General features: G+C 69.6%; 14 protein-coding genes. 6 read left to right on the forward strand and 8 right to left on the reverse strand.

Annotated features, from left to right (window positions below; translation table 11 throughout):
* Window positions 1-133 precede the first annotated feature (133 nt).
* The gene (locus QHF89_RS41985) at window positions 134-2392 is read left to right on the forward strand and encodes a serine hydrolase (RefSeq protein ID WP_284721634.1); all 2259 of its coding nucleotides are present in this window, start codon (window positions 134-136) and stop codon (window positions 2390-2392) included.
* A 95-nt stretch (window positions 2393-2487) separates the two neighbouring features.
* Here the strand turns inward: QHF89_RS41985 and QHF89_RS41990 are convergent, their stop codons facing one another.
* Complete coding sequence (locus QHF89_RS41990) at window positions 2488-3948, reverse strand: YecA family protein (RefSeq protein ID WP_136968335.1); 1461 nt, start codon at window positions 3946-3948, stop codon at window positions 2488-2490.
* Window positions 3949-4131: 183 nt separating this feature from the next.
* Here QHF89_RS41990 and QHF89_RS41995 point away from each other — a divergent pair, with 183 nt between their 5' ends.
* The gene (locus QHF89_RS41995; protein ID WP_136968336.1) at window positions 4132-4509 is read left to right on the forward strand and encodes a hypothetical protein; all 378 of its coding nucleotides are present in this window, start codon (window positions 4132-4134) and stop codon (window positions 4507-4509) included.
* Window positions 4510-4539: 30 nt separating this feature from the next.
* Here QHF89_RS41995 and QHF89_RS42000 read toward each other — a convergent pair whose 3' ends face one another.
* The 3 genes from QHF89_RS42000 to QHF89_RS42010 all read right to left on the reverse strand — a co-directional run bounded on the left by QHF89_RS42000 (window position 4540) and on the right by QHF89_RS42010 (window position 9368).
* Window positions 4540-7704 carry a fused MFS/spermidine synthase gene (locus QHF89_RS42000; protein WP_136968337.1) on the reverse strand — a complete coding sequence of 1055 codons (3165 nt, stop codon included), beginning with the start codon at window positions 7702-7704 and terminating at the stop codon, window positions 4540-4542.
* A gap of 201 nt (window positions 7705-7905) precedes the next feature.
* Window positions 7906-8577 carry a hypothetical protein gene (locus QHF89_RS42005; RefSeq protein WP_284721635.1) on the reverse strand — a complete coding sequence of 224 codons (672 nt, stop codon included), beginning with the start codon at window positions 8575-8577 and terminating at the stop codon, window positions 7906-7908.
* 281 nt (window positions 8578-8858) lie between these two features.
* Window positions 8859-9368 (reverse strand): MerC domain-containing protein, encoded by a 510-nt coding sequence (locus QHF89_RS42010; RefSeq protein ID WP_284721636.1) that lies wholly within the window; start codon window positions 9366-9368, stop codon window positions 8859-8861.
* Window positions 9369-9570: 202 nt separating this feature from the next.
* Here QHF89_RS42010 and QHF89_RS42015 point away from each other — a divergent pair, with 202 nt between their 5' ends.
* Together QHF89_RS42015 and QHF89_RS42020 are read left to right on the forward strand one after the other, a co-directional pair.
* Window positions 9571-10728 carry an FIST signal transduction protein gene (locus QHF89_RS42015; protein WP_136968340.1) on the forward strand — a complete coding sequence of 386 codons (1158 nt, stop codon included), beginning with the start codon at window positions 9571-9573 and terminating at the stop codon, window positions 10726-10728.
* 2 nt (window positions 10729-10730) lie between these two features.
* A complete protein-coding gene (locus tag QHF89_RS42020; protein WP_284721642.1) occupies window positions 10731-11414 on the forward strand; it encodes an STAS domain-containing protein in 684 nt (227 codons plus the stop codon).
* Between the two features lie 12 nt (window positions 11415-11426).
* Here the strand turns inward: QHF89_RS42020 and QHF89_RS42025 are convergent, their stop codons facing one another.
* Entirely contained in the window at window positions 11427-13073 is a 1647-nt protein-coding gene (locus QHF89_RS42025; RefSeq protein ID WP_136968342.1) for a nuclear transport factor 2 family protein, read from the reverse strand.
* A gap of 162 nt (window positions 13074-13235) precedes the next feature.
* Here QHF89_RS42025 and QHF89_RS42030 point away from each other — a divergent pair, with 162 nt between their 5' ends.
* Complete coding sequence (locus QHF89_RS42030; protein WP_136968343.1) at window positions 13236-13673, forward strand: acyl-CoA thioesterase; 438 nt, start codon at window positions 13236-13238, stop codon at window positions 13671-13673.
* Here the strand turns inward: QHF89_RS42030 and QHF89_RS42035 are convergent.
* A complete protein-coding gene (locus QHF89_RS42035) occupies window positions 13575-14996 on the reverse strand; it encodes a dicarboxylate/amino acid:cation symporter (protein WP_136968344.1) in 1422 nt (473 codons plus the stop codon). The two genes, QHF89_RS42030 and QHF89_RS42035, sit on opposite strands and share 99 nt — an antisense overlap.
* Before the next feature lie 128 nt (window positions 14997-15124).
* Between QHF89_RS42035 and QHF89_RS42040 the strand changes: the two genes are divergently transcribed.
* On the forward strand, window positions 15125-18673 hold the full coding sequence (locus QHF89_RS42040; protein WP_136968345.1) for a WD40 repeat domain-containing serine/threonine-protein kinase: 3549 nt from the start codon (window positions 15125-15127) through the stop codon (window positions 18671-18673).
* A 6-nt stretch (window positions 18674-18679) separates the two neighbouring features.
* Here QHF89_RS42040 and QHF89_RS42045 read toward each other — a convergent pair whose 3' ends face one another.
* Both QHF89_RS42045 and QHF89_RS42050 read right to left on the reverse strand, forming a co-directional pair.
* The gene (locus tag QHF89_RS42045; protein WP_342763986.1) at window positions 18680-23026 is read right to left on the reverse strand and encodes a GAF domain-containing protein; all 4347 of its coding nucleotides are present in this window, start codon (window positions 23024-23026) and stop codon (window positions 18680-18682) included.
* A gap of 124 nt (window positions 23027-23150) precedes the next feature.
* Window positions 23151-24812 carry a hypothetical protein gene (locus QHF89_RS42050; protein WP_136968347.1) on the reverse strand — a complete coding sequence of 554 codons (1662 nt, stop codon included), beginning with the start codon at window positions 24810-24812 and terminating at the stop codon, window positions 23151-23153.
* Between the last annotated feature and the right edge of the window lie 33 nt (window positions 24813-24845).

Below are 24845 nucleotides of genomic sequence, written 5' to 3' on the forward strand. Positions count from 1 at the left end.
CGATGCGCGAGACCTCCGCACGAATGGCCGCCGCTTGTTGTTCCGTATGCATGTTGAGGCTCCTTCCGGTTGGGAGCCTGGGCACGGGGGCCACGGGACGTCAGGACGGGGGGCGGCGAGGACTTACATTCATATGAAGCGATGGTATATCGGACTGGGCGCGTTCGCCACGCTACTGTCTTTCCACCTCGATGCGCGTGCGACTTGTACCGAGGGCATGAAACAGGACTGCATCAGCGCGAGCGGCTGCCCAGGAGAGAAGGAATGTATCCTGGGATTCGACTGGGGTACGTGTGAATACATTCCGGGGGCCAAGATAAGCTGTACGGCTCCGACCGCGACTTGCGGCAATACCGCGGGGACCAGGACATGCGACGAATACGGCAATGCCGGTGCATGTACCGCTACACAATCGTTCTGCAATACCAATGACTGCGACGCCGTCAACTACGCAGAGCTTTCCTCGCTTGCGAATCGAATCGAGGACCACTTCAACCCGTATGGCGGAACGCAGCTCGCGGTTGTTCGCAAGCAGAGCAATGGCCAGCTCTGCACGGTCACCCGTAACCACGGATTCGCTGTGAGTGCCTGGGATGTGTATAATCACAGCACGGCGATCTCGACCATGACCTACGACATTCCGATGAACATCTGGAGCGTTTCCAAGGCCCTTACCGGGGCGCGCATGGCGGAAGTTCTCGCGGCGCTCCAAATAAGTCCCCAGGCCGCGATCGGTCCCTACATCCCCAGTTGGCTGTCCCCAGGCCCCGGTGTCGAAAAGATCACGTTCGAGGAGCTGTTGGAGCACAAAAGCGGTATGCCGCAGCCAGCCGGGGACTGCAACGTCCCGTCCGTGTTCCACGACTGGTTGGAAGAGGGTTGCGAGATACACTTCATCACACAGGAGTGCCTCAACAACGGCACCGATGAGTACAACAGCATGACGTACGTGTTGCTGCAGGTGCTCATCGCCAACATGACAACCAACCTGTCGCAGGAGATGACGAATTACGGCAAGTCGGACGCTTGGACGGCAGGAAAACTGCTGGATCTGCATGTAAGGGGCAGCTATTTCATGGGGGAAGCTGCGTACTCAGGCTGCACCCACACGCTTTCTCATTCCCCTTTTGCGTATCCGCCGAATGCCACGAGTACAACGGCGGGCTACCAGTACGGCACGGATTTCAACACAGGATGCGGCACAGGAGGATTCGCTTTGACAGCGTATGACCTGGCCAAGACCTTCTCTTTGCTGTATGCTGGAGACATCATGCAGCAGGAAGCTGTCGATATGGTTTTCGATTCAGGCTACGGTATGGACTGGGCTGGAACGACCATCGGCGGGACTCCTTTTGTGATGAAGGGTGGCGGATTCGAGACGAGCGGCACGGAGCAGCAGTCGATTCTGTTCGTCTTCAAGGACCATCCCGGAACGGTCGTCGTTCAGAACACCAATATCCACTCAGATGACAACGTGGGCATGCTCGTCAACGCTTGGGATGAAGCCAGGCTCTGTGACAATGGGGTGCCCGCTGAAGCGTTGGGCAATCAGATGTGGGGGTGCCCAGGTTCGGAATCCTACGCAAATAAGGCGACGCTTTGCGGATCCGAGACCCACGTCTGCACACCTGCCGAGTGGGAAGCCAGGAGATTCTCAGGTGCCGCCGGGACCCCGGATCACATCTACTGGACGGACTATGGGTCCACCGAACTGGGCTATTCCGGAAGCTCGAGCAACTGTTCCGCGCGCTACGTGAATGCTTCGCCGGCGGGCACGACGTGTGGCAGCAGCGGGAACGCACCGATGCGAATCTGCTCGGGAACTTCGGATGCGGAGGGGAATGCGTGCAACTGGACGGGGTGCAAGTACGAGTCGTCAACCAATACGAATTATTGGGGTGGATGCCTCGGCAACACGACGGCAGGCGCACTCTGTTGTGCGAATCGTCCTTGTGCGGATGGCACTGCCGAACAGAGCTGGGGCACGAACATGTATGGCTGTGCGGGCTCCGTTTCCTATGCCAACCGAGAGAGCCTTTGCGGCCATCGGATGCATGTGTGCACCGCCGAGGAGTGGAACGCCAAAAGGGCGTCAACAGCCCCCACGCACATTTATTGGACGGACAATGGGGCGTCGGACCTCGGTTTTTCTGGCTCGGGTTCGAACAACTGCGCCGCCAAGGCATACCCCTCGACAGGGACCACGAGCTGCGGCACGCTTGACAGCAATGGCGACAGCACCCGTCCGATGCGCGTTTGCTCGGGAACCTCGGATGCGGAAGGAAACACCTGCACGTGGACGGGGTGCAAGTATGAGAGCGAAACCGCGGCCAACTACCTCGGTGGCTGTGTGGGCAATGCAAATGCGGGTGCTCTCTGCTGTCCTGACTGAGATAAGAAGCCCGGACGAGCCCATGGAACGCGCTTCCCGGCAAGCGGAGGCGGAAGCCGGAACGGCAAGCGGGCGTGGCGCCGGAGGCGGAAGCCCTACGAATCGGAAGGCCCGAGCAGCGCCGCGCTCTTCGATTCGGCCTCCGTTTCCTCGCAACAACGCTTGTACTTCTTGCCGCTTCCGCAGGGGCACGGGCCTTTGCGGGCGGGGCCCTCGGGGGGCGCCTGTCTCCTGCCAGGGGCCACGTGATCCCGCATCGCGCGCAGCACGCCGAGCGTGAGATCCGTCCGGAAGGGCACGTGGACTGCCGCGATCGCGGCGCGCGGCAGGTAGAGCGCCTCCGGCGCGGCGCGGGCGGCCCACGGGGTCAACATGAAGAGCCACGTCAATGCGTTTGAAAGGCCCTGCGACCCGCGCAGATAACATTGGAAGGTATTCGCCACGACCGCGCAGGCGAGATCCTCCGGGACGTCCTCCGGTCGCTCGTACCGGAGGGGGCCCGCGGGCCTCGATTGCATGAGGGCCACCCATAGGTGCGCGCCGAGGTCCCGCACGCATGCTTGCCGCTCCTCGGGCGAATCCCGATCCGTCTCCGCGATCCCGCGCGCGAGCTTGCGTATCGCGCCCGTGACCTTGCCGTGGGGCGTGCCTCTCCATTTGACGGGGATGTCTGCGCCGAGCGTCTTCTCCGCCTCGGCGCGGAGCCGCGCGTGGCGCATTCCGATCGCGAGGATCCCGAGCGCGCCGTCGATGTTCTGAAGCTCGCTCTCCGCTTCCTGGTAAAACCGTTTGTACTTGGCGAGCAGGGGCTTGCCGACCCGGGCCGTGGCCCAGGCGCCGCGGATCGCGAAGGGCAAGAATCCTTGCCGCGTGGTGGGCCAGGAAAACGTGCCGCCCTCGCCGAACATGTCGAGGAGACCTGGGGGAAACGTCTCTTGGCCGTCGAGGGTCGCGAGGATGGCGAAATGGCTCATGGCCCAGAGGGTCCGCCAGTACGCGCTGAGCGCGTCGTCGTAGATGGGCTTGGGCTTGTCGGTCTTGCGGAGCAGCGGCAGGAGGATCTGGCGGGCTTCGTCGAGCTCGACCGCGGCGCGGAGGTAGAGGTGCAAGAATTCGAAGCCGTAAAGCGGCTGGAGCGCCGAGATCGCCACGAACTCCTCGCGCGAGAGTTCGTCGGCGGCCTCGTAGATCCGCCGAAGCAGCGCCCGGACCCCCTTCTCCCCGGCGAGCGCCCTCGCGGCCTCCATGCGCTCGCGCAGCTCCCCGACCTTGGCGGCGATTGCGTCGATCTGCCCGCGCGTGACCACGGGCAGGTTCGAGACCTTCATGCCCGCGCCGAGGCAGGTGACGAACCTCCCGTCGCGCGTGACGATGAGGAAAGGCCCCTCCTCGGGGTGATCGAGCGAGAGCGCGACACGCTCGGCGCCCTCGGGCACGCGAGCCCGGTCGAAGAGGTACCGGAGCAGGCCCTCGTCCCGGTACAGGGAGAGCGCGAGCTCGACATGCGGGAGCGAGACACGATCGAGCCGGGAGAGGAAGTGGTGCGCGTGTCCCATCGAAGCGATGGAAGAGCAAGCGCATCCCCGGTGCAACGAGGAAATGCAAGCAGCCCCGCTAGGCACGAATCGAACGACCCCGGGCAGCGCGGGCCTCGTCGACGCCGGCCGACGGCGGCGCGGCACTCCGTTCGCATGCGTGATCCGGCGGGCCCCTACATGCCCGGAAGGAGGAATGAATTCATGACGAGGCTGGAACGATGGCCGCTCTTCGCGTCGCTCGCGTTCGCTTTGGTCGCCCTGCCGGCCACCGCCGGCGCGCAGGGGGCGCAGCCGGACAAGATGACGCCGTCACCCGTGGATACGGGCGGCAAGTCGCTCGAGGCGTTCCTCGACCAAGGCAAGGAATGGGAGGTCTCGCTCAGCTCCGCCTCGCCGGCGGCGCGCGACACCATCCTGAAGTGGGCACAGGGCGGCAAGCTCGACAAGGTCGAGATGTATACCCTGCCCGGTGGCCAGGTGTTTTTCGAGGCTCACATCAGCAAGGGAGGGCAAGAGCTCGAGGTGCTCGTGACGTCCGATGGGCAGACGGTCGCCGCGGGGCGCGACATCGCCGATTGACGCGGCGTTCGCCGGACCGAGCGCGCGCATTCACAAACACGTCAACCATCCCCGCCATCCCACACACGCCGCCCGCCGCTCCGTCGCGCGCGAGGCCTCCGCCGCGAGCGGGTGCATGAAGCGCGCATAACAATCACGCCGGAGCCCGAGCATGCGTTCGTCCCACGGCGGATGGGGTTCGAAGATGGCAAACGCGGCCACGCACGCGTTTTCCTCGGGGAGCACCTCGGAGAGGTCGACACGCAGGCTCCTCCGCGTCGATTCGAGCACCAGCACCGAGAAGGGCGTGTCGAGCGCTGCGAAGAGGCGCCTCGCGTCGGCGGGCGCGCTCTGGCCGAGCTCGCGCGTGAGGTCCATGGCCCGGTTCATGACCGCCGTCGAGGGCCACGGATCACGCCGGTAGGCGGCGAACGCGCCTTCGAGCAGCTTGACGGCCTCGGCGCGCCGGCCCTTCGCGTATTCGTAGCGGGCGCGGATCACGTCGGCCTCGATCGGGAAATCACGCGCGTGCCGTTCGAGCAGCGGGAGCACGGCGTCGTCGGCCTTCCACGCGAGCCCCTCGGCCACGAGCGTCGTCTCCACCGGGCCGACCGGGGCTTGCTCCTGGAATCCCCATTTCGCGAGCGCGCCTTCGAGGTTGCCCGCCGCGTAATTGACGAGCGCCTGCACGCGCACCTCCGCCTCCGGCGTGAGGTGCTCGGGCATGGCCGGGTCCGAGCCGTCGCCCGCGACCTGCGCCGCGCGATCCTCCGCGACCCGCACGAAATCGAGGTTGCCCGATTTCAGCTTCGGGCGATCCTCCTTGCGGTGCCGGACGGGCTCGAAGAACGTCGAGACCGAGCCAAAATTGCCGACGGCCCGCGCGAAGCCGAACTCCACGCGGTTCCGGTCGTCCGTGTTGTAGACGGCGCCGGGCACGTCGGCGATGGCCCGCGCGAAGGGAGGGCCGGCGACGTAATGCGCGAAGAGCCCCTCGATGCCCTCGGTGCGCCAGGCATTCAAGAGGGCCCGCCGATAAGGCTCTGCGGCGAGCTTCGTCCGGAGGAGGTCCGTATCGTGCACGAGCGGGGCCTCGGACGCGACGAGGACGAGATCACTCCAGCCGAGATACCACGTCTCCACGGCCGGAAAGACCGAGGCGAGCGTCGCATAAATCGTGCGGAGCGTGTCGACGTCGATCTCGTAGATCTGCACCCATTGCAGGAAGAGCCCGCCCTCCTTGAGGCGGCCGCGCACGGCGCGGTAATACTCCTGCGTGAACAGGCTCGCGACGCCGGCGCGGTACGGGTTCGACGGCTCGGAGAAGACGACGTCGTAGCGGGCCGGTACGGTGGGGAGGATTTCGCGCGCGTCGCCGAGGAGGACACGAACCTTCGGGTTCGAAAGGACGTCCTCGTTCACCGGCGCGCAGCGGCGGCCGATTTCCAGCATGGAGGGCTCGAGCTCGGCGACGTCCACGCGCTCCATGGCGGGCACCTTGCCGAGCCACCCGGCCGAGCTGCCGGTGCCGAAGCCAATCACCATGGCGTGCTTCGGATCGGGGTGGAGCAAGGCGCCGAGGAGGCCGCCCATCACCTGCGTCGAGGCGTCGCCGCGCGCATTGCCGTCGATCTTGCCATTGACGACCATCGCGATGCCGTCGGTGCCGTCGATGGCCACGCTGCTCTCGCGCCCCTCGGTTTGCCAGATGATCAAGCGCTTGACGTCCTCGATCCAGGCGCGCGTGAACGCGGGGGTGTCGAGCAAGACGCGATCGACGCGGCCCGCGCCGATGGGCGTATGCCGGAGGACGGCCGAGGGGCCCGGCGTGAGAATGGCGGCGAAGGCGAGGGCGGCCGAGAGCGGGGCGGCGATCATGCGCCGCAAAGCAGGGACCCGAAACGCGAAGAACGCCGCGCCGGCCGCCATGGCGAGGAGCCCGAACACCACGACGCGCATGGATCCGAGGGCGCCGAGCGAGGGGACGAGGAGAAACCCACCGGCGAGCGAGCCGACCATGGCGCCGAGGGTGTTGTGCGCGCCGACGGTGCCGAGGTGCGATCCGACGCGGGTCCGGCCCTCGCCGAGCAATGCGACGAGGAGCGGATACTGGACGCCGGCCACGAGCGCCGCCGGAAACGCCATGATGGCCGTGAGCGCGATCCAGCCGGGCACGTAATGAAAGAGGCCCGCGCCCGCCTCGGGACGGACCGCGAGCGCGAGCACCGCGAGCCGATCGCCGAGCGCAAAAGGAACGGCCACGAAGAGCGCTTCGAGCGCGGCCGTGAGCGCGAGGCCACGCGCCGACGGGGCGCGCTTGCGGAAAAGGAGGGGATACAAGAGGCCCCCGAGCCCGATCCCAAGGAGGACGACGGCGAGGATGACGCCGAACGTATACACCGTGCCGCCGAGCAGCGGGCCGAGGAGCCGATACCAGACGAGCTCGAGCCAGAAGAACAAGAACCCCGAGAGCGCAGCGAACACGAGGACGAACCGCGGCGGCATGTTCGCCTTCGATTCTGCGGCGTTTTCGTCGGCCTTCGAGGTGGGCTCCTCGGTCATGGGGGCGAGCCGTTGATCCACGAGGAGCGCGAGGCCCGCGACGATCGCATTGAGCAGCGCGGCGACCCAGAGCGCGCCGCGGGTGCCGAGCGTCTCCAGGAGGAGGAGCGTGCAAAGCGTGGCGCCCGCGACCGCGCCGAGGGTGTTCGCCGCATACAACCAGCCGACGGCGCGCCTCTGCGTATCCGTTTGGCTCTCGGCCGAGCGCGCGGCCGAGGGCAAGGTGCCGCCCATGAGGACCGTGGGCGCGCCGATGACGAGGGCCGCGAGCGCGAGGCGAAGGGCCGTGCCGAGCGTCATTCCGAGGAGAAAGGTGCCGCCCGCGGCGCGATACACGATGCGCGCGAGGTCGATCGCGAACGGGCTGACGGCGGCGAGGGCGGCAATGGCAAGCTCGAGGCGGCCATAAAGGCGGAGCGGCCGGGGCGAGGCGTCGCTGCGCTTGCCGAAGAGCAAGCTGCCCGCGCCGGCGCCGCCGATGAAAATCGCGAGCACGGCGGCGCTCGCGGCCGTGGAGGACCCGAACACGAGGCGAAGCTCACGTTGCCAGGCCGTCTGGTACACGAGCGCCGAGAGGCCGGAGCCGAAGAGCAGGAGCGCGACCTTGAGGGGATGGGCCGAGGAACTCGGAGGGGAGGGGCGGGGCTGGGTCATCGGGTGGGGCGCGCATCCTAGATCGAGAGGAAGCGGGAGCGGAAGCGGCAAGCGGGCGCGGAGGCGGGGGCGGAAACGGAGGCGGACCCGGAAAATGGAGGCGGAGGCGGAGGTGGGAGGCGGAAACCGAGGCGGGGGCGGGGGCGGAAACCGAGGCGTCGGAACAGGCGCGGCGTCAATCGGGGGTGGGCGCGGAAGGGCCTACTTGAGCGCCGAAATACCGTAGGAGAAGCACTGGTGGATGTCCTCGGTCGCGTAGTCGGTGGAGAAGCTGCCCTCGCCGCTGGCAAGTTGTTCGAATGCCTGCACGGCCTGGGCGAACTTCTTCGTTCGAACGCCGGCTGCGCGAAGGTGCTCCACGACAGGGCGGAGCGCGCTGGCGGCGGCGTCGAGCTCGAGCTTCGTCGCGGCGGTCGGCCGATACGGCCCCATCCCCGGCTTTTGCGAACGAAGCTGCCGATCGATTTCGGGCTCGGCGCGGCGGAAGTGGGCGTACGACGCGGCGACCGCGCTCATTTCGCTCGCCCATTTCGCCGCGACGTGCTCGCGCGCCAGGGTCTCGAAAGGCGGAATCTTCAAGGTCTCGCCGGCGCGAAGCCCCTTCCGCTCGTGGTGGTTGTGCGACACGAGGAGGTCTTGATACGTGCGGCTCCCATAGCAGCGGTTGGTGATGGACTCGAAGGAATCCCCTTTCTCGACGCGGAGGGTGCTCGGGCACGAAGGCGACGCCGTCTGCGGCGCCGACCCAGGCGCCTCCTGGACGTCCGAAGCCTTCGCATCCGGCGGTGTCGCCGGCGGCGCTGCGGACGCGATGGCGCTCGGCGCTGCGGACGCGGTGGCGCTCGGTGCTGCGGATGCGATGGCGCTCGGCACGGGAGCGACGGCGCTCGGCGCGGCAACAGCCGCCCCGTCCGGCTGGCCACGCGTGCATCCCCCCACGCTGAGGCAAAGGGCCAAACCCTGCGCCAGTCGCATCAGGCGTGGGATCCCTGAAGCCCTCTCCATACAAGATCGGTTGCGATACCAGAGCCCCATGCGCCGCGACCTCCTGCCGGAGGCCTAGCAGGCGTCCAGGCGTGTCAGCAAGTTCCCCTCGACGGTTCGGCGGAGGTTCTGCGTCCCGGGGACCACCTCGGGCGGTTCGCTGAGGCTCTTCAATCCGCGCCGGCCGAGACCTCGGCGCCTCGAAGGGCGCCTCGCGGCTCCGGCTCGTGTCCCCGCGCCGTTTGTCGCGGCCGCGCGCGCTCTTGCCAGATGGACGCGGCCACGAGCACCGCAATCGACGACCACGCGAGGACCTGAATCTCCCCGAGGACGTGGCTCGCGACGAGCCCGGTCGAGCCGGCGAGCGAGAGCACGAGCGGGCCCGCGCGACGCGAGCGGGCATAACGACGGCCGCTCACGGCCAGCGTGATCACGACCGCGGCGACGAGCAAAATGAGGTGCTGCGTCTCGGTGACCACGAATCCGACGCCGAGCGCCGAGAGCGCCTGCGCCCACGCGCCGAGGCAGGTCGGGCACACGGCGCAGGCCAGCACCGGAAGCACGGCGCCGAGGAAAGACGAGCGGCCGGGCGTCGTGGTCCGCGCCTTGGAGGGGTGACCTCCGCAGCAACCCGCGTGATGTTTCTCGGAAGGCTCGGCCTGGCTCGTGGGTGCGTTCACGACGTGAACATGAACGCGGGGGCCGTCGATGCAATCCCGCTTTCGCCGCAGCGCCGCTGCTTCGTCGGGGACGATTCACCGCCATGGGGGATTTCCTCCGTCCCCATCGTTTGGCAGGAATGTACGGAATTCCATTGGTGCGACCGAATTCCATCGTGTAACATGAAAAATAGCGTCATCGCGTCGACATTGGGGGGAAAAGATGCGAGCAGCCACAGTATCCATCGTGCATACGGACGCCCTGACCGCGGGTCGGGAGGTCGCCGAAGAGCTGACCTTCGAGCTCGGCGGTCCGCCGGAGACCGTCCTTCTTTTCGTATCGAGCCAGCACGATCCCGTGCAGGTGCTCGCGGGCCTCCGGGGCCGCCTGCCCGCGGGGGTCGTGGTCGCGGGTTGTTCGAGTTTCGCTGAGATCAATACGGATGAAGGCCTCACCTCGTCCGTGACGGCCATGGGCCTGCGGGGGATCGAATGCGCCGCGTTCAAGGTCGATAGCCTGCTGCCCGACAGCCGGCGCGCCGGGCACGCGCTCGCGGAGAAGGTTCGAGGCTTCGGCCCGAGCCTGCTCGTCACGTTTCCCGATGGCATCCATGGGAGCCCCGGCGAGTACGTCCGCGGGTTGCAGGACGTGCTCGGCGCGACGTTCCCCATCGTGGGCGGCGTCTCCGCGGAGCACCTCGCATTCGAGCGCACCTCCCAGATTTGCAATCGCGAGGTGCTCACCGGCGGCGCCGTCGCCCTCGCCATCCGCGGCACGAGGGCGATCGCCACGGCCGCAAAGTCGGGATTTCGGCCGCTCGGCGCCGTCCGCACCGTGACGCGCGTGGAGGGGAAGAACCTCATCCTGGAGCTCGACGGAAAACCCGCGCTCCGGATCTACAAGGACTTCCTCGGGCACGCGTTCCGGGATCAGCAGATGATAGGAATCGAGTTCCCGCTGCTCGTCATCCTCGATTTCGAGGGCAGCTACATGGATTCGGACGAGCGCGTGAACGTGGTGCGCGTGGTGCGCAAGCTCGACGAGGAGAAAGGTGGCCTCTTGCTCAGCAGCGAGATCGCCGTGGGCATGAAGATTCGCCTGACGTGCTCGACCCGGGACGATCTGCTGCTCGCCGCGGCCCAGGCGGCCGAGGAAGTCCATCGGAAGATGCCTTCGCCCTCGCTCGCGCTCGTTTTTGGTTGCGCCGGGCGCAAGCTCATCCTCGGCACGCGTTATCAGGAGGAGATCCGGCGCGCGTTCTCCGCCCTCGCGCCGGGCGTGCCCAAGGTCGGGTTTTATACGTACGGCGAGCTTTGCCCCGTGCGTGACATCACCCTCTGTCACGACGAGACGTTCACCGTGGTCCTCCTCGGGGCGTGAGCATGCATTGTGATCGTTGCATCCTCGAGGATGAATCGCGCGCCGAGCTGCCCCTGGATGCCTTTCTCTCCGATTTTCTCGCCTGCGACGCGTGCACAGAGGCGGCGGCAGGGCCCCTCGCGCTCCGGCTCGCGCTGGATCGGCTCCGGCAGAGCGCCCATTCGCTCCGCCGGACGCGGAGCTTGCTCCGGCAGCGCGAAAAGGACCTCGAAGCGGCCCTGGAAGCGACGGCGCAATACGAGGCGCGCATCGAGAACATGGAGCGCGTGTACAAGCAAAGCACGCGCGAGCTCGAGCCCCACGTCGCGGTGGTGGAGAAGCAGGCCGAGACCATCCGCGCGCTCTCCGCGCCCATCCTGGAGGTCGGCGAAGGCGTGGTGGCCATGCCGATCATCGGCGCGCTCGACGGCGAGCGCGCCGCGCTCGTGACGGAGGCGCTGCTCGCGAGGATCCACGCGCAGCCGGCGCGCTGGGTGATCCTCGACCTCACGGGGCTCGACGAGGTCGACGGTACGACGGCGGTCGCTTTTTTGCGGGTCTGCGCGGCGCTCCGCCTGCTCGGGGCCCGGGTCGTGCTTTGTGGATTGCGGAGCCGGGTGGCCCAGGAGCTCGTTCGGCTGGAGGCCGATCTCTCGGCGCTTCAAATGCTCCCCACGTTGCGCGCCGCGCTCGCGCGGTGCCGGTGAAGGGCGGCGCCTCTATTCTTCCAGGGGGCAAGCGACGCGCTCGGCCCCCGAGAGCATCTGCCGCGCGATGTCGCGGGGATCGTCGAGCACGGTGACGCGGACGATCTCTCCCGCGGGGGAGAACGAGAATCGCTCGGTGCCCATATACGAAATGGGGATTCCTTGGTGCCGGACGTCGAGTTGCCAGTCGACCTCGGCGCGGCCCTCGCGGGCGTCGATGCGGACGGCGCGCTCGGTCACGACGACGCCGCGCTCGAAGACCTTCATGAAGTTGCGGAAGAACACGCGCAGGCCGTGATGCCCGCGGAAGGGTCGGCTGCCTTCGGGCGATTCGATGGCGCCGTTCGTCGCGAACAGCCGGACCCAGCGATCGAGATCCATGTCGCGCATGGCGTCGAAATAGGCGGCGACGGCGGCGCGCATGCGGCTCGTGTCGAGGGCCGCGGGGGGCGGGGCCAGCGGCGGATCGGCCGGGGCGCGCTCCAGATCGCTGATGATACGCCCTGCGTGGTTTCCGTGGGCGAAGCTCGTGATGACGCTGTGCCGGTAGCGCGCCCGATCCAGGTCCGGGTAGAGCGGCTTGACGAAATGGTCGACCAGCGTCTGCACCTCGACGCCGAGGGAGCCGAGGCTCTCCGTCCCGAGGACACGCACGGCCAGTTTGTAATGGTTGAAGAGGAAGAGGGAGAGGCGATTCTCGAGGGTCGTGAGCGCCTCGAAGAACGCGTGCTCGTCCCGATGGATCTCGGGGCGTCGATAGATCGTGAGGAGAGAGGTGCCACGCTCGGCCCGATCTGCGTCGAGGCGCTGGAAGAGCCTCCGGGCCGCCGCGAGGGCGCTCGCGAACTGGCGCGACTGCGCCCCGCTCGCGTCACGCAGGCGGACGCGGAGCGGGTGGTAATCGGAGAGGACCATCGTTTCGAGGATCAAGATGGCCTCGGCGAGGGAACTCACGATGCACGCGGCTTGCTGGATGGAGCGGGCCCCCGCGAGCCAATCGCGAAGGTTCGCCGCGGATTCGGCTGCGGCGAGCGCCCGGAGCGCGAGGGACATCCAGCACTCGACGCCCTGGTGGGTGGCGGCGAAGAGGCGATCCTCGGGGTTGAACGTGCGGCGCTGGAAGAGCGCGGCGACGGCGACGGGCGCGGCCCAGGCGTCATAAGGGAGGGTCGGGACGTCCGTCCGGGGGCGTCGCTCGGGGAGCCCGTGGGCGGCCCGGAGGGCATCGAGCGCGGGTTCGAGGCCCAGCAAGAAAGGGACGTCGGCACAGGTGGCGTCGTAGGTGTCGGCCCATTGCCGGACGAGCCGCGTGGGGACGCCGAGCTTCGTCGTGTGGTGCGCGAGGTCCGCGAGCACGTGGAGATTCGTGGCGCGCGAGGGCGCTCCCGGCGGGAGCGTCGGCGGCGGCGGCGTCGAGGCGAGCACGTCGCCGAGCAGCCGAATTTGCGCGACCGCGCCGCTCCACAGGCGCGACATGCGCTCGTCCCTGGGCGCCGCGGCCCGGGCGTCGCGCGCGGTATCGGCGATCAGCAGGAACACGAGCTCGAGCGAGACGAGCGCCGCGCGCAGCGGCGCCTCGTTCTCCCAGCCCGACGTCCCCGACCAGAGCGGGGCCAGATCATCGAGGGAAATGTAAAGCTCATAAGGTCGGCCATCCATAGGAATGCACCCCCACGATAACGTATCGGAGTTGCATGGCCATTGCGAGAGAAATGGGAATGCGCGGACGCGATTCCGTGATTCCGTATACGACGGAGGAGATACGTCCGGCGCGCCGGATCCGCGTCGACGGCGACAGGCCTTCTGCTACCTTGGCAGCGCATGACGGCCGCCTCCTCCGATGAATACGTGTTTCCCGTCGTCGCCTCGCCCGACGACATCGACGAGCTCGGGCACGTGTCCAACGTCGTCTACGTGCGCTGGGTGCAGGACGCGGCCCGGGCCCACTCCGAGGCCGTCGGCTGGGACAGGTCGGCCTACGTGCGCGCCGGCGCCGTGTTCGTCGTGCGGCGCCACGAGATCGATTACCTCGCGTCGGTGTTTCTGGGCGATCGCATCGAGGTCCGGACCCACGTCGCCAAATTCGGCGCCGCCACGTGCGAGCGCAGGACCCGCCTCGTGCGCTCGTCCGACGGCGTCGAGGTGGCCCGCTCCGTCACCTCATGGGCGTTCGTCGCGACCGCGACCCAAAGGCCCGCCCGGATCCCCCAGGAGATTCGCGACGTCTTCCCCGCCGCCCTGCCGCGCGTCAGCCCCTGAACCATTGCCGTTGCCGTCGCCCACGTCGAGGAGCACGGCGACGAGCATGTCGCTCATCACGTTCACGCCCGAGCGACACCTGGCAATGAACCAGTCGACCGTCATCACGAGCGGAATGGCCGTGGCGATCAAGGCGTCCGGCAGCCCTGCCGCGGTGAGCACGAGCGGCAGCACGACGAGCCCCGCCTCCGGGATCCCCGCGATGCCCGCCGCCGCCATCACCGAGGCGAGCCCGATCGTGATCTCCTCGCCGAGCCCGAGCGTCATCCCCGTCGCCTGCGTCAAGAAGACGGCCGTGATCGCCTCGTAGAGCAGAATGCCGTCGTTGTTGAGGTTCGTCCCGATGCACGCCGCGAGGCGCGCCGACGCGGGCGAGACGCCCATGCGATCGAGCGCCTTCAGCGTGACGGGCACCGTGGCGAGGCTCGAGTTCGTCGAGAGGCCCGTCAGGATCGCGTCCGCGCCAATGCCGAGGTACACGCGCGGGGGCTTTCCCCCCACGAGCCAGGCGACGAGCGGGTAATACACGAGCGAATGCAGCACCATCGCCGCGAGCACCGTGAACAAGAAGACCCAGATCGATTGAAAGACCCGCAGCCCGGCCTTGCCCACGACGTCCGCGACGACCCCGAGCACCGCGATCGGCACGAGGCCCACGACGATATCGAGCGCCTCGACGAGGATCGCATACACCGCGCCGATGCCCTGCTCGACCACCGTCATCGCGGGCCCCGTCCCCTCGTCCGACCGCGCCCGCGCGCGCCGCAGCGCGACGCCCGCGAGCAGGCCGAGCAGGACGACCGTGATCACGCTGTTCTCGGAGAACGGATCGACGAGGCTGCGCGGGACATACCCCGAGAGGTTGTCGAGGAAGCCGAGGCTGCCCTTTTTCGAGGCCGCGAGGAGCTCCTGCGCCGCATCCGAAGGCACGTCGCCCGGCCGGTGAAGCTCGGAGAGCGTGCCCGCGAGGTGCCGTCCCGGCGAAAAGCCGTTCATGATCGATAGGCCGATGCCGAGCGCCACCGTCGCATTGACCGCGCAGATGAGGACGAGGCGCGCCCCTTTGCGGAGCGATATGTCCGTCTTGACGAATGCGTCGAGGATCGCGAAAAACACGAGCGGGACGGCGAGCGCCTTGAGGAGCTTCACCACGAGCAGCCCCAGGCGGCCGAGCTCGGCGTTGCCCACGCTTCCGAAGAGGTACTTTCGTTCCTTGAAGACGAGGCCGAGCAAGATGCCGGCGATGACGCCGGAGAGCACGCGCACGTAGAGTGGTACGCGTCGTTTGGGTTGCTCACCCCCGCGGCTTTTTTGCTCCCCCATGACCGTGCTGTTTTCACGCGGGTCCGGAGCGCCGTCAATTGTCATGGTGAGCGGTCTACGTGAGGGCTAGCATGGAGGGATGCTCGCGCGTGTCTTCGCAGCGAGCGTCGGCGGAGAGGATCGGGGCGATGAACCGGGAGCCATCGCGAGGGTCGGAGGAGACGGAGCGAGGTCAACCCGCGACGAGCGCGCCCCCGACGCGCGGCGCAGGGGCGGACCTCGGCGCGGCGACGACGCTCTCGAAAAGCCAGGCGCCGTCGGGCGTCACGACCCACGTGCCGTCGTCGGGGCGGTGGAGCGCGGCGCGGCTGCCGCTCGTCGATCGGGCGAGTTATGCGGTGGAGACCGAAGTCGCGCAGGGCGGGATCGGGCGGGTCCTCTCGGCGCGGGATCAGCGGCTCGATCGGCGGGTGGCGCTGAAGGAGCTGCTCGACTCCGGCTCCGCCGCCGAGGATCGGTTCGTCCGCGAGGCGCTCTTGACGGCGCGGCTGCAGCACCCGTCGATCGTGCCGGTGTACGAGGCCGGGCGCTGGCCGACGGGCGAGCCCTTTTATTCGATGAAGCTCGTCTCCGGGCGCCCGCTGTCCGAGATCATCGACGGCGCCCGCACGATCGACGAGCGGCTCCCGCTGCTCACGCACGTGCTCGCGGTGGCCGACGCGGTGGCGTACGCGCACGAGAAACGCATCATTCATCGAGATCTGAAGCCCGCGAACGTGCTCGTCGGCGCGCACGGCGAGACGCTCGTGATCGACTGGGGCCTCGGCAAGGATCTGTCGGAGCCCGCGGGGAACGGGCAGGGGAGCCGCGAAGGCGAGCGGAGTTCGGCCCCCGAAGGCGGCGACGACGTGGACGAGGCCGCGCTGGGCGACGGGATCACGCTCGTGGGCTCGGTGATGGGGACACCCGCGTACATGCCGCCCGAGCAAGCAGCGGCGGAGGCCGTGGACGAGCGCGCGGACGTGTACGCGCTCGGGGCGATCCTTTATCACGTGCTCGCGGGGCGCCCGCCGTACGCAGGCGTGAGCGGCATCAAGGTCCTGCAGCGGGTGCTCGAGGGCCCGCCGACGCCGCTGCGGAAAATGCAGCGCGGGATCCAGCTCGATCTCCTGGCGATCGTGGACAAAGCGATGGCCCGGGATCCGGCCGGCCGGTACCCGACGGCGAAGGCGCTGGCGGAGGATCTACGGCGGTTTCTCGCGGGGCAACTCGTGGGCGTGCACTCCTACACGACCCGCGAGAAGATATGGCGGTTCGCCCGCAGGCACCGGGCGGCGCTCTCCGTGGCGGTGGCGGCGTTTTGTGTGCTCGTCACGGCCGGGGGGCTCTTCGTCACGGGCGTGCTGAAGGAGCGCGATCGCGTGACGCGGGAGCATGCGATGGCGGAGGAGGCGCGCAAAAAAGCGGTGGAAGCCGAGCAACGGGCCGTCGCGCACGCCGACGAGCTCACGCTGGTCCAGGCGCGCGCGGCCGTGCTGCGGGATCCGAACGAGGCGCTCGCGTGGCTGAAGACGCTCTCGCCGACGTTCGATCAATGGAGCTCGGCGCGCGTCGTGGCCGCGGACGCCTGGGTGCACGGGCCGGCGCAGGTGCTCCGCGACCAAAAGGGGGCGGTCAATCGCGTCGATATCTCGAAGGACGGAAAGCGGCTCGTCGTGGCCAGCGACGATCATACGGCGCGCATTTACGATCTCACGACGGGCGCGTCGATCGAGCTGCGCGGGCACGAGGACGAGGTCTGGTTCGCCACGTTTTTCCCGGACGAACAGCGCGTGCTCACGACGGGGAAGGACCGGACGATCCGCATCTGGGACGCCGCCACGGGCGCCGTGATCTCCACGCTGCGCGGGCACGCGCGCCCCATCGTCTTTGCGCTCCCGTCGCGCGACGGCAAAGAGGTCGTGAGCCAGGCGGACGACTGGACCGTGCGGGCCTGGGACGTGGCGACGGGCAAACACCGCGTGCTCGCGTCGGACCCGGAGATGACCCGAAAAGGGGCATTCGCGCCGAACGAGCGCCATTTCGTGACCGCAGGGAAACACGGCATCCTGACCCTGTTCGATCGGAAGACCGGGGAGTCGTTCGTGCTGCCCGAGATGCGCGTCCACGACGCCACGGCCCAGTTCCTGCCGCGGTTTCCCATGGGTTTTTCGCCAGACTCGCGCGTGCTCGCCGCCGGCGACCCGGACGGGACGTTGTGGCTCTGGGACATGCAAAAGAAGGACAAACCGCGGAGGCTCGAAGGGCAGGCCTCGGCCATCCAGCGGCTCGCGTTCGCGCCCGACAGCCAGCGGCTCGCGACCGCCACGGTGGATGGAACGGTCCGGGTCTGGGACCTCGCGACAGGCACGGCCACGACGCTGCCCACGTACGACGGTTCGGTGTTCGCGCTCGCCTTCTCCCTCGACGGGCGCATGCTCGCGTACGGCGGCAACGATCACGAGGTGCGGCTCGTGAATTTCGCGACCGGGGAGCGGCGGCGGTTCGTCGGCATGCGCGACAACGTGTCGGACGTGTTGTTCTCGGACGACGGCACGCGCCTGGTCGTCGCGAGCGTGGACGGCACCGCGCGTGTCTTCACGCTCGACACCACGCCGGGCCGCGTGCTCGGGCGGCACGAAGGGGCAGCCTTCGAGGTCGACATCACGCCCGGCGGGGATCACGTGCTCTCCGCCGGCGCCGACGGCGTCGCGCAGCTCTGGCCCACGCGAGGCAGCGGCCGCGCAAAGCCCGTCACGCTCACGGGGCACGTGGGACGGGTGATCCACACGGAGATGTCCCCCGCCGGGGATGTGGTCGCCACCGCAGGCGAAGACGGCACGGTGCGGCTTTGGGACATGCAAGGCCACGAGATCCGGGCGGCGCGCGCGGACGGCGCGAGGCCGCCGGTGATCAAGTTCTCCCCAGATGGCGGGTCGGTCGTGATCGGCCACACGAGGGGCGACGTCGAGCTCTGGAACGTCGACTCCGGCGAGGTGCGCGTGATCGGCCGCCACGAAGCGTCGGTCCTGGCGCTCGTGTTCTCCGCGGATGGATCGAGGCTCGCGACGGGCAGCGCCGACAAGACCGCGCGCATCTGGATGCTCACCACCGGCGAGAGCCGCGTGCTCGGCGGTCACGAGGAGGCCGTCGAGTCGGTGGCGTTCTCGCCCGACGGGAAGGTCTTCGCCTCGGGCTGCTTGGATCACAAGCTGCGGCTCTGGGACGAGGGCGCCGCCGCGCCCCGCACCTACGACGCGAGCGGGTATCGTGTCGCGGGTTTGTCGTTCACGCCGGACAGCGAGACGCTGCTCAGCCTGGGCGACGACGCCACGGTGCGGGTCTGGGACGTCGGCACGGGCGCGATTCGCAGCGCGCTCCGCGGGCACAACGGTCCCATTCGTACGCTCGCGCTCGCGGCGAACGGCGCGGCGCTCGTGACGGGCAGCGACGACAAGACCGTGCGTCTCTGGGATCTCGCGATCGGCGAGGGGCGCGTGCTCGGCACCCACGAGAGCGTCGTGCGGGACGTGGACATCGCCCCCGATGGGAGCTGGGCCGTGTCCGTGGGCCGCGACGGCACGGTGCGGGTGTGGCCGGACGATCTCCCCCGCGAGCCCGAGGCGTTACGCACGTGGATCGCCCGATCGGTCCCCGATACGGTCGAGCATTTCGCGGGCCATCTGCTCGCCGACTGAGTCCCGTCACTCGGGGGTTCGTCCCATCGCCGCGGGCCAGCGCGGGTTCTTCCCGGCCGCGCGTTTCCCGTGCGGGGCGGGGAGCCTCAGGTTCTGGAGCGCGTCCTTCAACGAGGCGCGGGTCTCGACGCGGCCGAGGCCGATCCCGAGCGAGACGATCGTGCGCGCGACGTCGGGCTGGATCCCGACGATGAGCGCGCGCGCGCCGAGCAGCTCGACCGCGCGCACGATCCGGAGCAGGTGCTCGGCCGTCACGGCGTCGACGCTCGCGACGCCCGTCAAATCCAGGATGGCGCAATGGACGGCGCGCTGCGCGATCGTGCCGAGCAGGACCTCCATGGCCCGCGCCGCGCGGGACTCGTCGAGGGCGCCAAGCACGGGCATGGCCACGACCCCGTCCCACACGTCGAGCAGCGGCGTCGAGAGGGTGCGAATGTCCTCGCGCTGGCGGTGGATGATCTCGAGCTGCTCGCGCAGCGTCTCCTCGGCGTGCTTGCGCGCCGTCACGTCGAAGAAGAAGCCCGAAAGGAGCCTTTGCCCGCCCTCGCGCTCGGCGACGCTGACGACCATGTGCAGCCACACGGCGCGGCCGTCCTTGGTGCGCAGGCGGTATTCGAGCCCGCCGGGGGTCTCGTCGGAGGCGGCGCGCGTGAAGGCCGCGAGGGCGAGGTCCCGGTCTTCGGGGTGCGCGTGATCGCGCAGGAAGTTCGGCTTGTACCAGGCGCTCGTGGGCCAGCCGAGCCGCTCCTCGGCCTGCGGGCCGACGAAGGTGAAGCGCTCGGTCTCGGCGTCGGCCTCCCAGGGGATCACGCCGGCGATCTCGACGAGGCGGCGCATGCGCTCCTCGCTCCGGCGGAGCGTCTGCTCGGTACGCCGCCGCTCGCTGTTCTCGCGGGCGAGGTCGGCGTAGAGCTGGGCGTGATCGAGGGAGATCGCGGCCTGGGCGGCGAGGAACTCGAGGAGCGAGAGGCGCCGCGGGGTGAACGCGCCCGGGACGAGGTTGTTCTCCATGTAGAAGATGCCGATGAGCTTGGTTTGCCGCGTGATCGGCATGCAGAGGACCGAGCGCGGGCGTGCGCGGGCGACGTACGGATCGGCGGAGAACATGGGCTCCGCGGTCGCGTCTTCGAGCAGGATCGGCTCGCCCGTGCGTCGGACGTAGCCGATGACGGACGCGGGCAGGAGCGTGGAGAGGTCGCGGGCGCGGCCACCGGGGACCTCGATGTCGAGGCCCTGCGAGGTCACGAGGGCGCGGCCCGCGTGGGAGAGCTCGCCGCCGTCCGTCGCGAGCAGGACGTGGCAGCGCTGGGCCCCGCCGTGTTCGATGACGATCCGCATGAGCGTGACGATGAGGCGCTGCAGGACGATCTCCTCGGAGACGGCGTGCGCGGTCTGGACCGCGGCGAGGACGTCGATGTCGAGGCTCGATCCGCCGCGGAGCGGGGGCTTCGAGGTGCCCGTGACCGGGTCCTCGACGAGCTTGGCGTACCGGCGATCGAGCTTCTCGACCTTGCCGCCCGCGCCCCAGCGGGCGTAGGCCGCGCGCGCGAGGCGCAAGTAGGCCGCGGCGATCGTGGGGAAGCTGCGGTCGACGTAGAACCGGACGGCGGCGTCGGCGGCGATGGCCTCACCGTGGGTAAAGCCGTTGTCGCGGGCGGCGGCGATGGCCTGGTCGTAGAGGCGCATCGCGTCGACATCGCGGCCGGCGAGGCGGCTGCGCTCGGCGAGGACGAGCGCGTGTTTGTGCTGGAAGTTCTCGGGGCAGCGATCGGCCCAGCGCTCGAGGTCCAAGGCGAGGTCGTCGAGCGCGGCGAGGCGTGCGGCGAGCGTCGCGGGCGTGCGGCGGCCCGCTTCGGCGAGGGCCGCGAAATACCGCTCCTCCGGGAGGAGGACCTGCGAGGCGAACGCGGGGGCGTGGGCCCGGAGCGAGGCGCTCACGAGGAGCGCGTCGTCGTTCTCGCCGGCGAGGACGAGCGCGGCGAGGTCGAGGACACGCCGCACGAGCGTGCCGAAGCGCATCGGGGCCGCGGGGGTCCGCGGGTCGACGTGCGGCTCGGGCGCGAGATCGTCCCGGCGCGCAGGCGGCGGGACGGCGCGGCCCTTTTGTTGTGCAACGAATCGCTCGATCGCGCCGACGAGCTCGCCGATGCCGTCGGGATCACTTGCATCCAGGCGCGACGCCTCATGGTTTCGCACCTCGCGGGCGACGTCGTCGAGCGGATCGCCTTTCAGGAGCATGAAGAGCGCGACGAGGGCGCCGCTGCGCCGCGCGCACGGGGTGTTGCCGGAGGAGAGGGCCGCCTCGTGGGCGCGCCTCGAATAGGCGATGCTCGCGCGCAGGTGGTGGGTCCAGATGGAGATGTTCGTGGCGAAGCACGCGCCGACGATGCCCTGGAGCAGCGCCGAGCCCATCTGCTCGGAGAGGTCCATCGCGACCTTGCCGAAGCGGTAGCCGCCCCGGTGATCCCCGCGGCGTCCGACGAGCGCCGCGCCGAACGCGACGTGCCCGACCACGGACGCGGCCGCGTTGCCGTGGAGGAGCGAGAGCCGCACGAGGTGGCACGCCACGATGTCGGCGACGTCGGGCCCGAGCGCATGCGCGGAGGGGTGGACCGCAAAGAGCGCCGCCGTGGCCGCGAGCGCCTCGGGGTTCGTCATGGGCTCGAGGTCGGCGATCTCCTCGATCGCGCGGTCGCCGAGCGCATCCCAGGTGGCCTCGAACGCCGCCGCGACGTCGTCGGGGCCCGGCCGCTCGGGCAGGCGCACGCCGAGGGGCGCGAGGCAGGCGGCGGCGCAGGCGTAGGCCTGTTCGTGCTCGCCGAGGCCCGCGTGCAGGTCGATGAGGAGCCGCGCCGCGGCGTGTCCCTCCAGCTCGTTTCGCGCGCGCCGCCGGAGCTCTCCGACGCGCGCTTCGGTCGCGCGTCGATCGCCGCGCCTGGCGGCGCACTCGGCCTGCGCGAGGCGGATTTTCCAGGTGAGGTCGGGCGGGATCTCCGCGGGACCGTCGTGGCCATCGAGCAGGTCGCCCGCCGCGCCGAGGTGGTCGGCCGCGACGCTCGAAGCGCCCGCGGACCGCGCGCGTCGGGCTGCGGCGAACGTGATCGCGCAGAGCCGCGCCGTCTCCCCGGGCGCGAGTGTCGCGCGGCAGGCCGCGGTTTTTCCGAGAAGGATGTGTCCGGCTGCCTCGTAGAGCCGCGCGTTCGGCTCGTCCTCGCCCATCCCGCGCGTGAGGAAGGCGCCGATGCGCAGGTGCATCTCCGCGAGGCGCGCGGGGTCGCTTTTCGTGGCCTCGCGCCGGAGGTCCTGCGCGGCGAGCGCGTCGGCGAACACGTACGCGGCGCCCTCGCGGCCGAGCAGATCGGACGTCTCGGCGGGCGCGAGGCGGGCGGCGGCCTCGACCGGGGTCGTGCCGAGTGCCGCGGCGACGGCATCGAGAGGGGCCGACCTGCCGAGGCAAGCGGCGGCGGCGAGCGCGAAGCGCGAGGGCTCCGGGAGGAACGCGACGGCGGCGTGCCTCGCCAGCATCTCCGCGTCGACCTGCGGGCCGAGGTGCACGCCGTCCACGCGGGGTCCGCTCTTCTGGAGCCACGGCCCGAGCGTCTCCTTCCAGGCCGCGTGCGCGCCGTCCGACAACGTCGCGACGATCAGCAGATACCGGCACGTGGTGCTCTCCAGCAGGCGCATGACGAGGCGCAACGTCGCGTCGTCGGCCGCGTCGATGTGCGAGAGCGCGAGCACGATCGGCCGCTCGGGCACGGCGAGCGCCGCGAACAGGCGGAGCAGGGTCGTCGTCATGCGCTCGTCGGCGAGCGCGGGGGGCAGCGGCTCCGCGGGACGATCGTCGGGCACGAAGGAGGCGAGCGCCGGGCAGAGGTCGAGCAGCAGGCGGCCGTTGCCGAGCATGGCCTCCTCGGCGCGCTGGCGGAGGAGCGGGCCGAGGGAGCCGGGCTCGCTGCCGAGCGTCGGGGCGACGCGGCGGAGCGCGGCGACGATCGGGCCGTAGGGTTCGCCCGCGTGGATCAGGTTGCCCTCGCCCGAGAGCACGAGCGTGCACAGCCCGATCGCGCTCTCGCAGAACGAGCGCAGGAGCTGGGAGCGGGTGGCGCCTGTCCCGCCGCCCAAAAGGAGCAGCTCGGGCGCGCCGCCGGCCGCGACGCGGAGCATCGCGCTTTCCAGACGGAGGAGCGCGTCGTCAGGGGGGTGTGCCGCCGTGGGCGGCGTCGCATTGCGGTGGGACGCTGTCGATTCCACGAAAGGTTTCCTGGGACGCACCACGCGCCGTTCGACCGAATCGCGGGCGAAAGGTCGGGCTGCGTGTAAGCGAGGGGCCTCGTACGGTATCGAGCCCGTCACGTTCGCGTCAACGCCGCGTCAACGAGCTTGCGTGCGTAATCGTTTTCGCTCCCCGGAAACGCGCATCAAATTCGCGTGGGGACGGCCTTTTCGGCGGTGGGACAGAATGCGGGGGGAGAGCGGGTCAGTGAATGGCGCTCGCCGTGGCCTCGGCGGCCTTGGCGCGGTCTTCGGCGGCCTTGCGCTGGGCGGCGTCGCCGAGCAGGCCCGCGGCCTCGCGGAATCGCGCCGCCACGTCGCGGAAATAGGCCGCGTCCGCGCCGATGGGCGCCGTGATCTGCTTGATCAGCGCGGCGTCGAAGGCCGCGGCGCCCGCAAAGGGGCCTTTCGCCTTCGTGAGCGTGTCGAGGCCGGCGATCTGCCCCATGCCGAGCATCGACACCGGCGCCGTGCGGACCATCGTGGCCGCGTCCTCGGGCCCGTTTCGCAGCGCGCCGACGAGCGCGGCGAAAAACGCGTCCTCGTCCGTGCGGGCTCCCTCGGGCAGACCGGCATACAACGCCGCGGCTTGATCGAAATCGACGGCGCGCAGGTAGACGCGCCCGAGCTCGATGCGCGCACGGGCATACATGCGGCGCGCGTCGTCGGGGAGCTTCTCGGTTTTGAGCGCGGCGCGGTACGAAAGCGGCACCCCGCGCTCGATCAGGGCGCGCAGCACGCCGGCCTTCGCCACGGCGTCCTTCGGCAGGAGCTGGCCCGCGTAGAACGTCGGCAGCTTCGTCGCGAGACGCTCGGTCACGTCCGCGGGCGCGGCCTTCGACAGCGGCGGCACCACGAGTCCATCGAGCGCGTCGATGCGCCGCCCGCCGTAGAGGCGCGAGAGCAGTCCGCGGGCGCGGTCGATCCGCGCGTCGCGCAGGACGCCCACGACCGCGAGATCCCGCAGGCCCACGAGCGTGGCGTCACGGCCGCGGTCCTTGCGCGGGTCGAGCGTCTGATCGAGCTCGGCGTAGTAGATGTTCCGCGCTTCGGGGTCCTTCGCGAGCTCGGGCGGCAGCGGCACCGCGCGGACGGCCTCGACGAGCCGGAGATCGGCCATGCCGGCCTCGATGGCCGCGACGCCGCGCGCATACGAGCGCAGGCCCGCGCCCTCGTTCGAGAGCGCCTGGATGGCCGTCGCTTGCTCGGCGACCCAGTCCTTCATCGGACCGCCGATGAACGTGAGCAGCTTCTTCTTGTCGTAGGGCGCCGCGATCTTGGGGGGCGCGTCGCCGGCGCGCGAGAGCCGGGCGGCTGTCGCGAGGCCACGCATCGTGGTGTAGACGGCGCCGTCGATGCCCTTCGGGGGCGCGGCGATCACGGGCTCCAGGATCACGTCGGCGCAGGCCGTGGGCGCAAGCTCGGCGCGGAGCGCGCGCGTGAGGCCCGGCGGCAATCCCGCGCACGACTCCAGGCCAGCGAGGGCAACGTCTCGTTTGTCCGCGTTCCCTTCGGCGAGGGCCTTGTCGAGCGCTTCGAGCGCCTGCGCGCGCTCGGCGCACACGGGCGCGGCGGCGGGCTTTCGTTTGACGAACGCGTCGCACGCCTTGGGCGCCGCGGACAGGCCTTTCGGGGCCGCGGGCAGGGGCGTGATCACGAGATCGAACTTCGGCTCGCTGAGCTCCTCCTCGCGGTAGGCGGCTTTCTCGCCGCCGGCCGGCTTGGCCTCGTCGGGCTTGGGTTTGGGCTCGGCGCTGGCGGTCGTATCCGGCGCGGGCGGCTTCGTGGTGTCCGGGGTGGGGGTTTCGTTGCCCGCGTTCGCGGGCGTCTGGGGGCCGGGGGTCGGGGACGCGCTGCATCCGGCCATGGCGACAAGGAGGAGAAACAGGGGGACGGGGGT

It is taken from the genome of Polyangium sorediatum (genome assembly GCF_029946465.1).
GTDB lineage: Bacteria > Myxococcota_A > Polyangia > Polyangiales > Polyangiaceae > Polyangium > Polyangium fumosum.

Excerpts from the sequence above, each read along its gene's own strand:
- QHF89_RS42025 (WP_136968342.1), bottom strand. The coding sequence starts at position 13,073 with ATGGATGGCCGACCTTATGAGCTTTACATTTCCCTCGATGATCTGGCC.
- QHF89_RS41995 (WP_136968336.1), top strand. The coding sequence starts at position 4,132 with ATGACGAGGCTGGAACGATGGCCGCTCTTCGCGTCGCTCGCGTTCGCT.
- QHF89_RS42000 (WP_136968337.1), bottom strand. The coding sequence starts at position 7,704 with ATGACCCAGCCCCGCCCCTCCCCTCCGAGTTCCTCGGCCCATCCCCTC.
- QHF89_RS42035 (WP_136968344.1), bottom strand. The coding sequence starts at position 14,996 with ATGGGGGAGCAAAAAAGCCGCGGGGGTGAGCAACCCAAACGACGCGTA.
- QHF89_RS42030 (WP_136968343.1), top strand. The coding sequence starts at position 13,236 with ATGACGGCCGCCTCCTCCGATGAATACGTGTTTCCCGTCGTCGCCTCG.
- QHF89_RS42050 (WP_136968347.1), bottom strand. The coding sequence starts at position 24,812 with ATGGCCGGATGCAGCGCGTCCCCGACCCCCGGCCCCCAGACGCCCGCG.
- QHF89_RS42040 (WP_136968345.1), top strand. The coding sequence starts at position 15,125 with ATGAACCGGGAGCCATCGCGAGGGTCGGAGGAGACGGAGCGAGGTCAA.
- QHF89_RS42020 (WP_284721642.1), top strand. The coding sequence starts at position 10,731 with ATGCATTGTGATCGTTGCATCCTCGAGGATGAATCGCGCGCCGAGCTG.
- QHF89_RS42015 (WP_136968340.1), top strand. The coding sequence starts at position 9,571 with ATGCGAGCAGCCACAGTATCCATCGTGCATACGGACGCCCTGACCGCG.
- QHF89_RS41990 (WP_136968335.1), bottom strand. The coding sequence starts at position 3,948 with ATGGGACACGCGCACCACTTCCTCTCCCGGCTCGATCGTGTCTCGCTC.
- QHF89_RS41985 (WP_284721634.1), top strand. The coding sequence starts at position 134 with ATGAAGCGATGGTATATCGGACTGGGCGCGTTCGCCACGCTACTGTCT.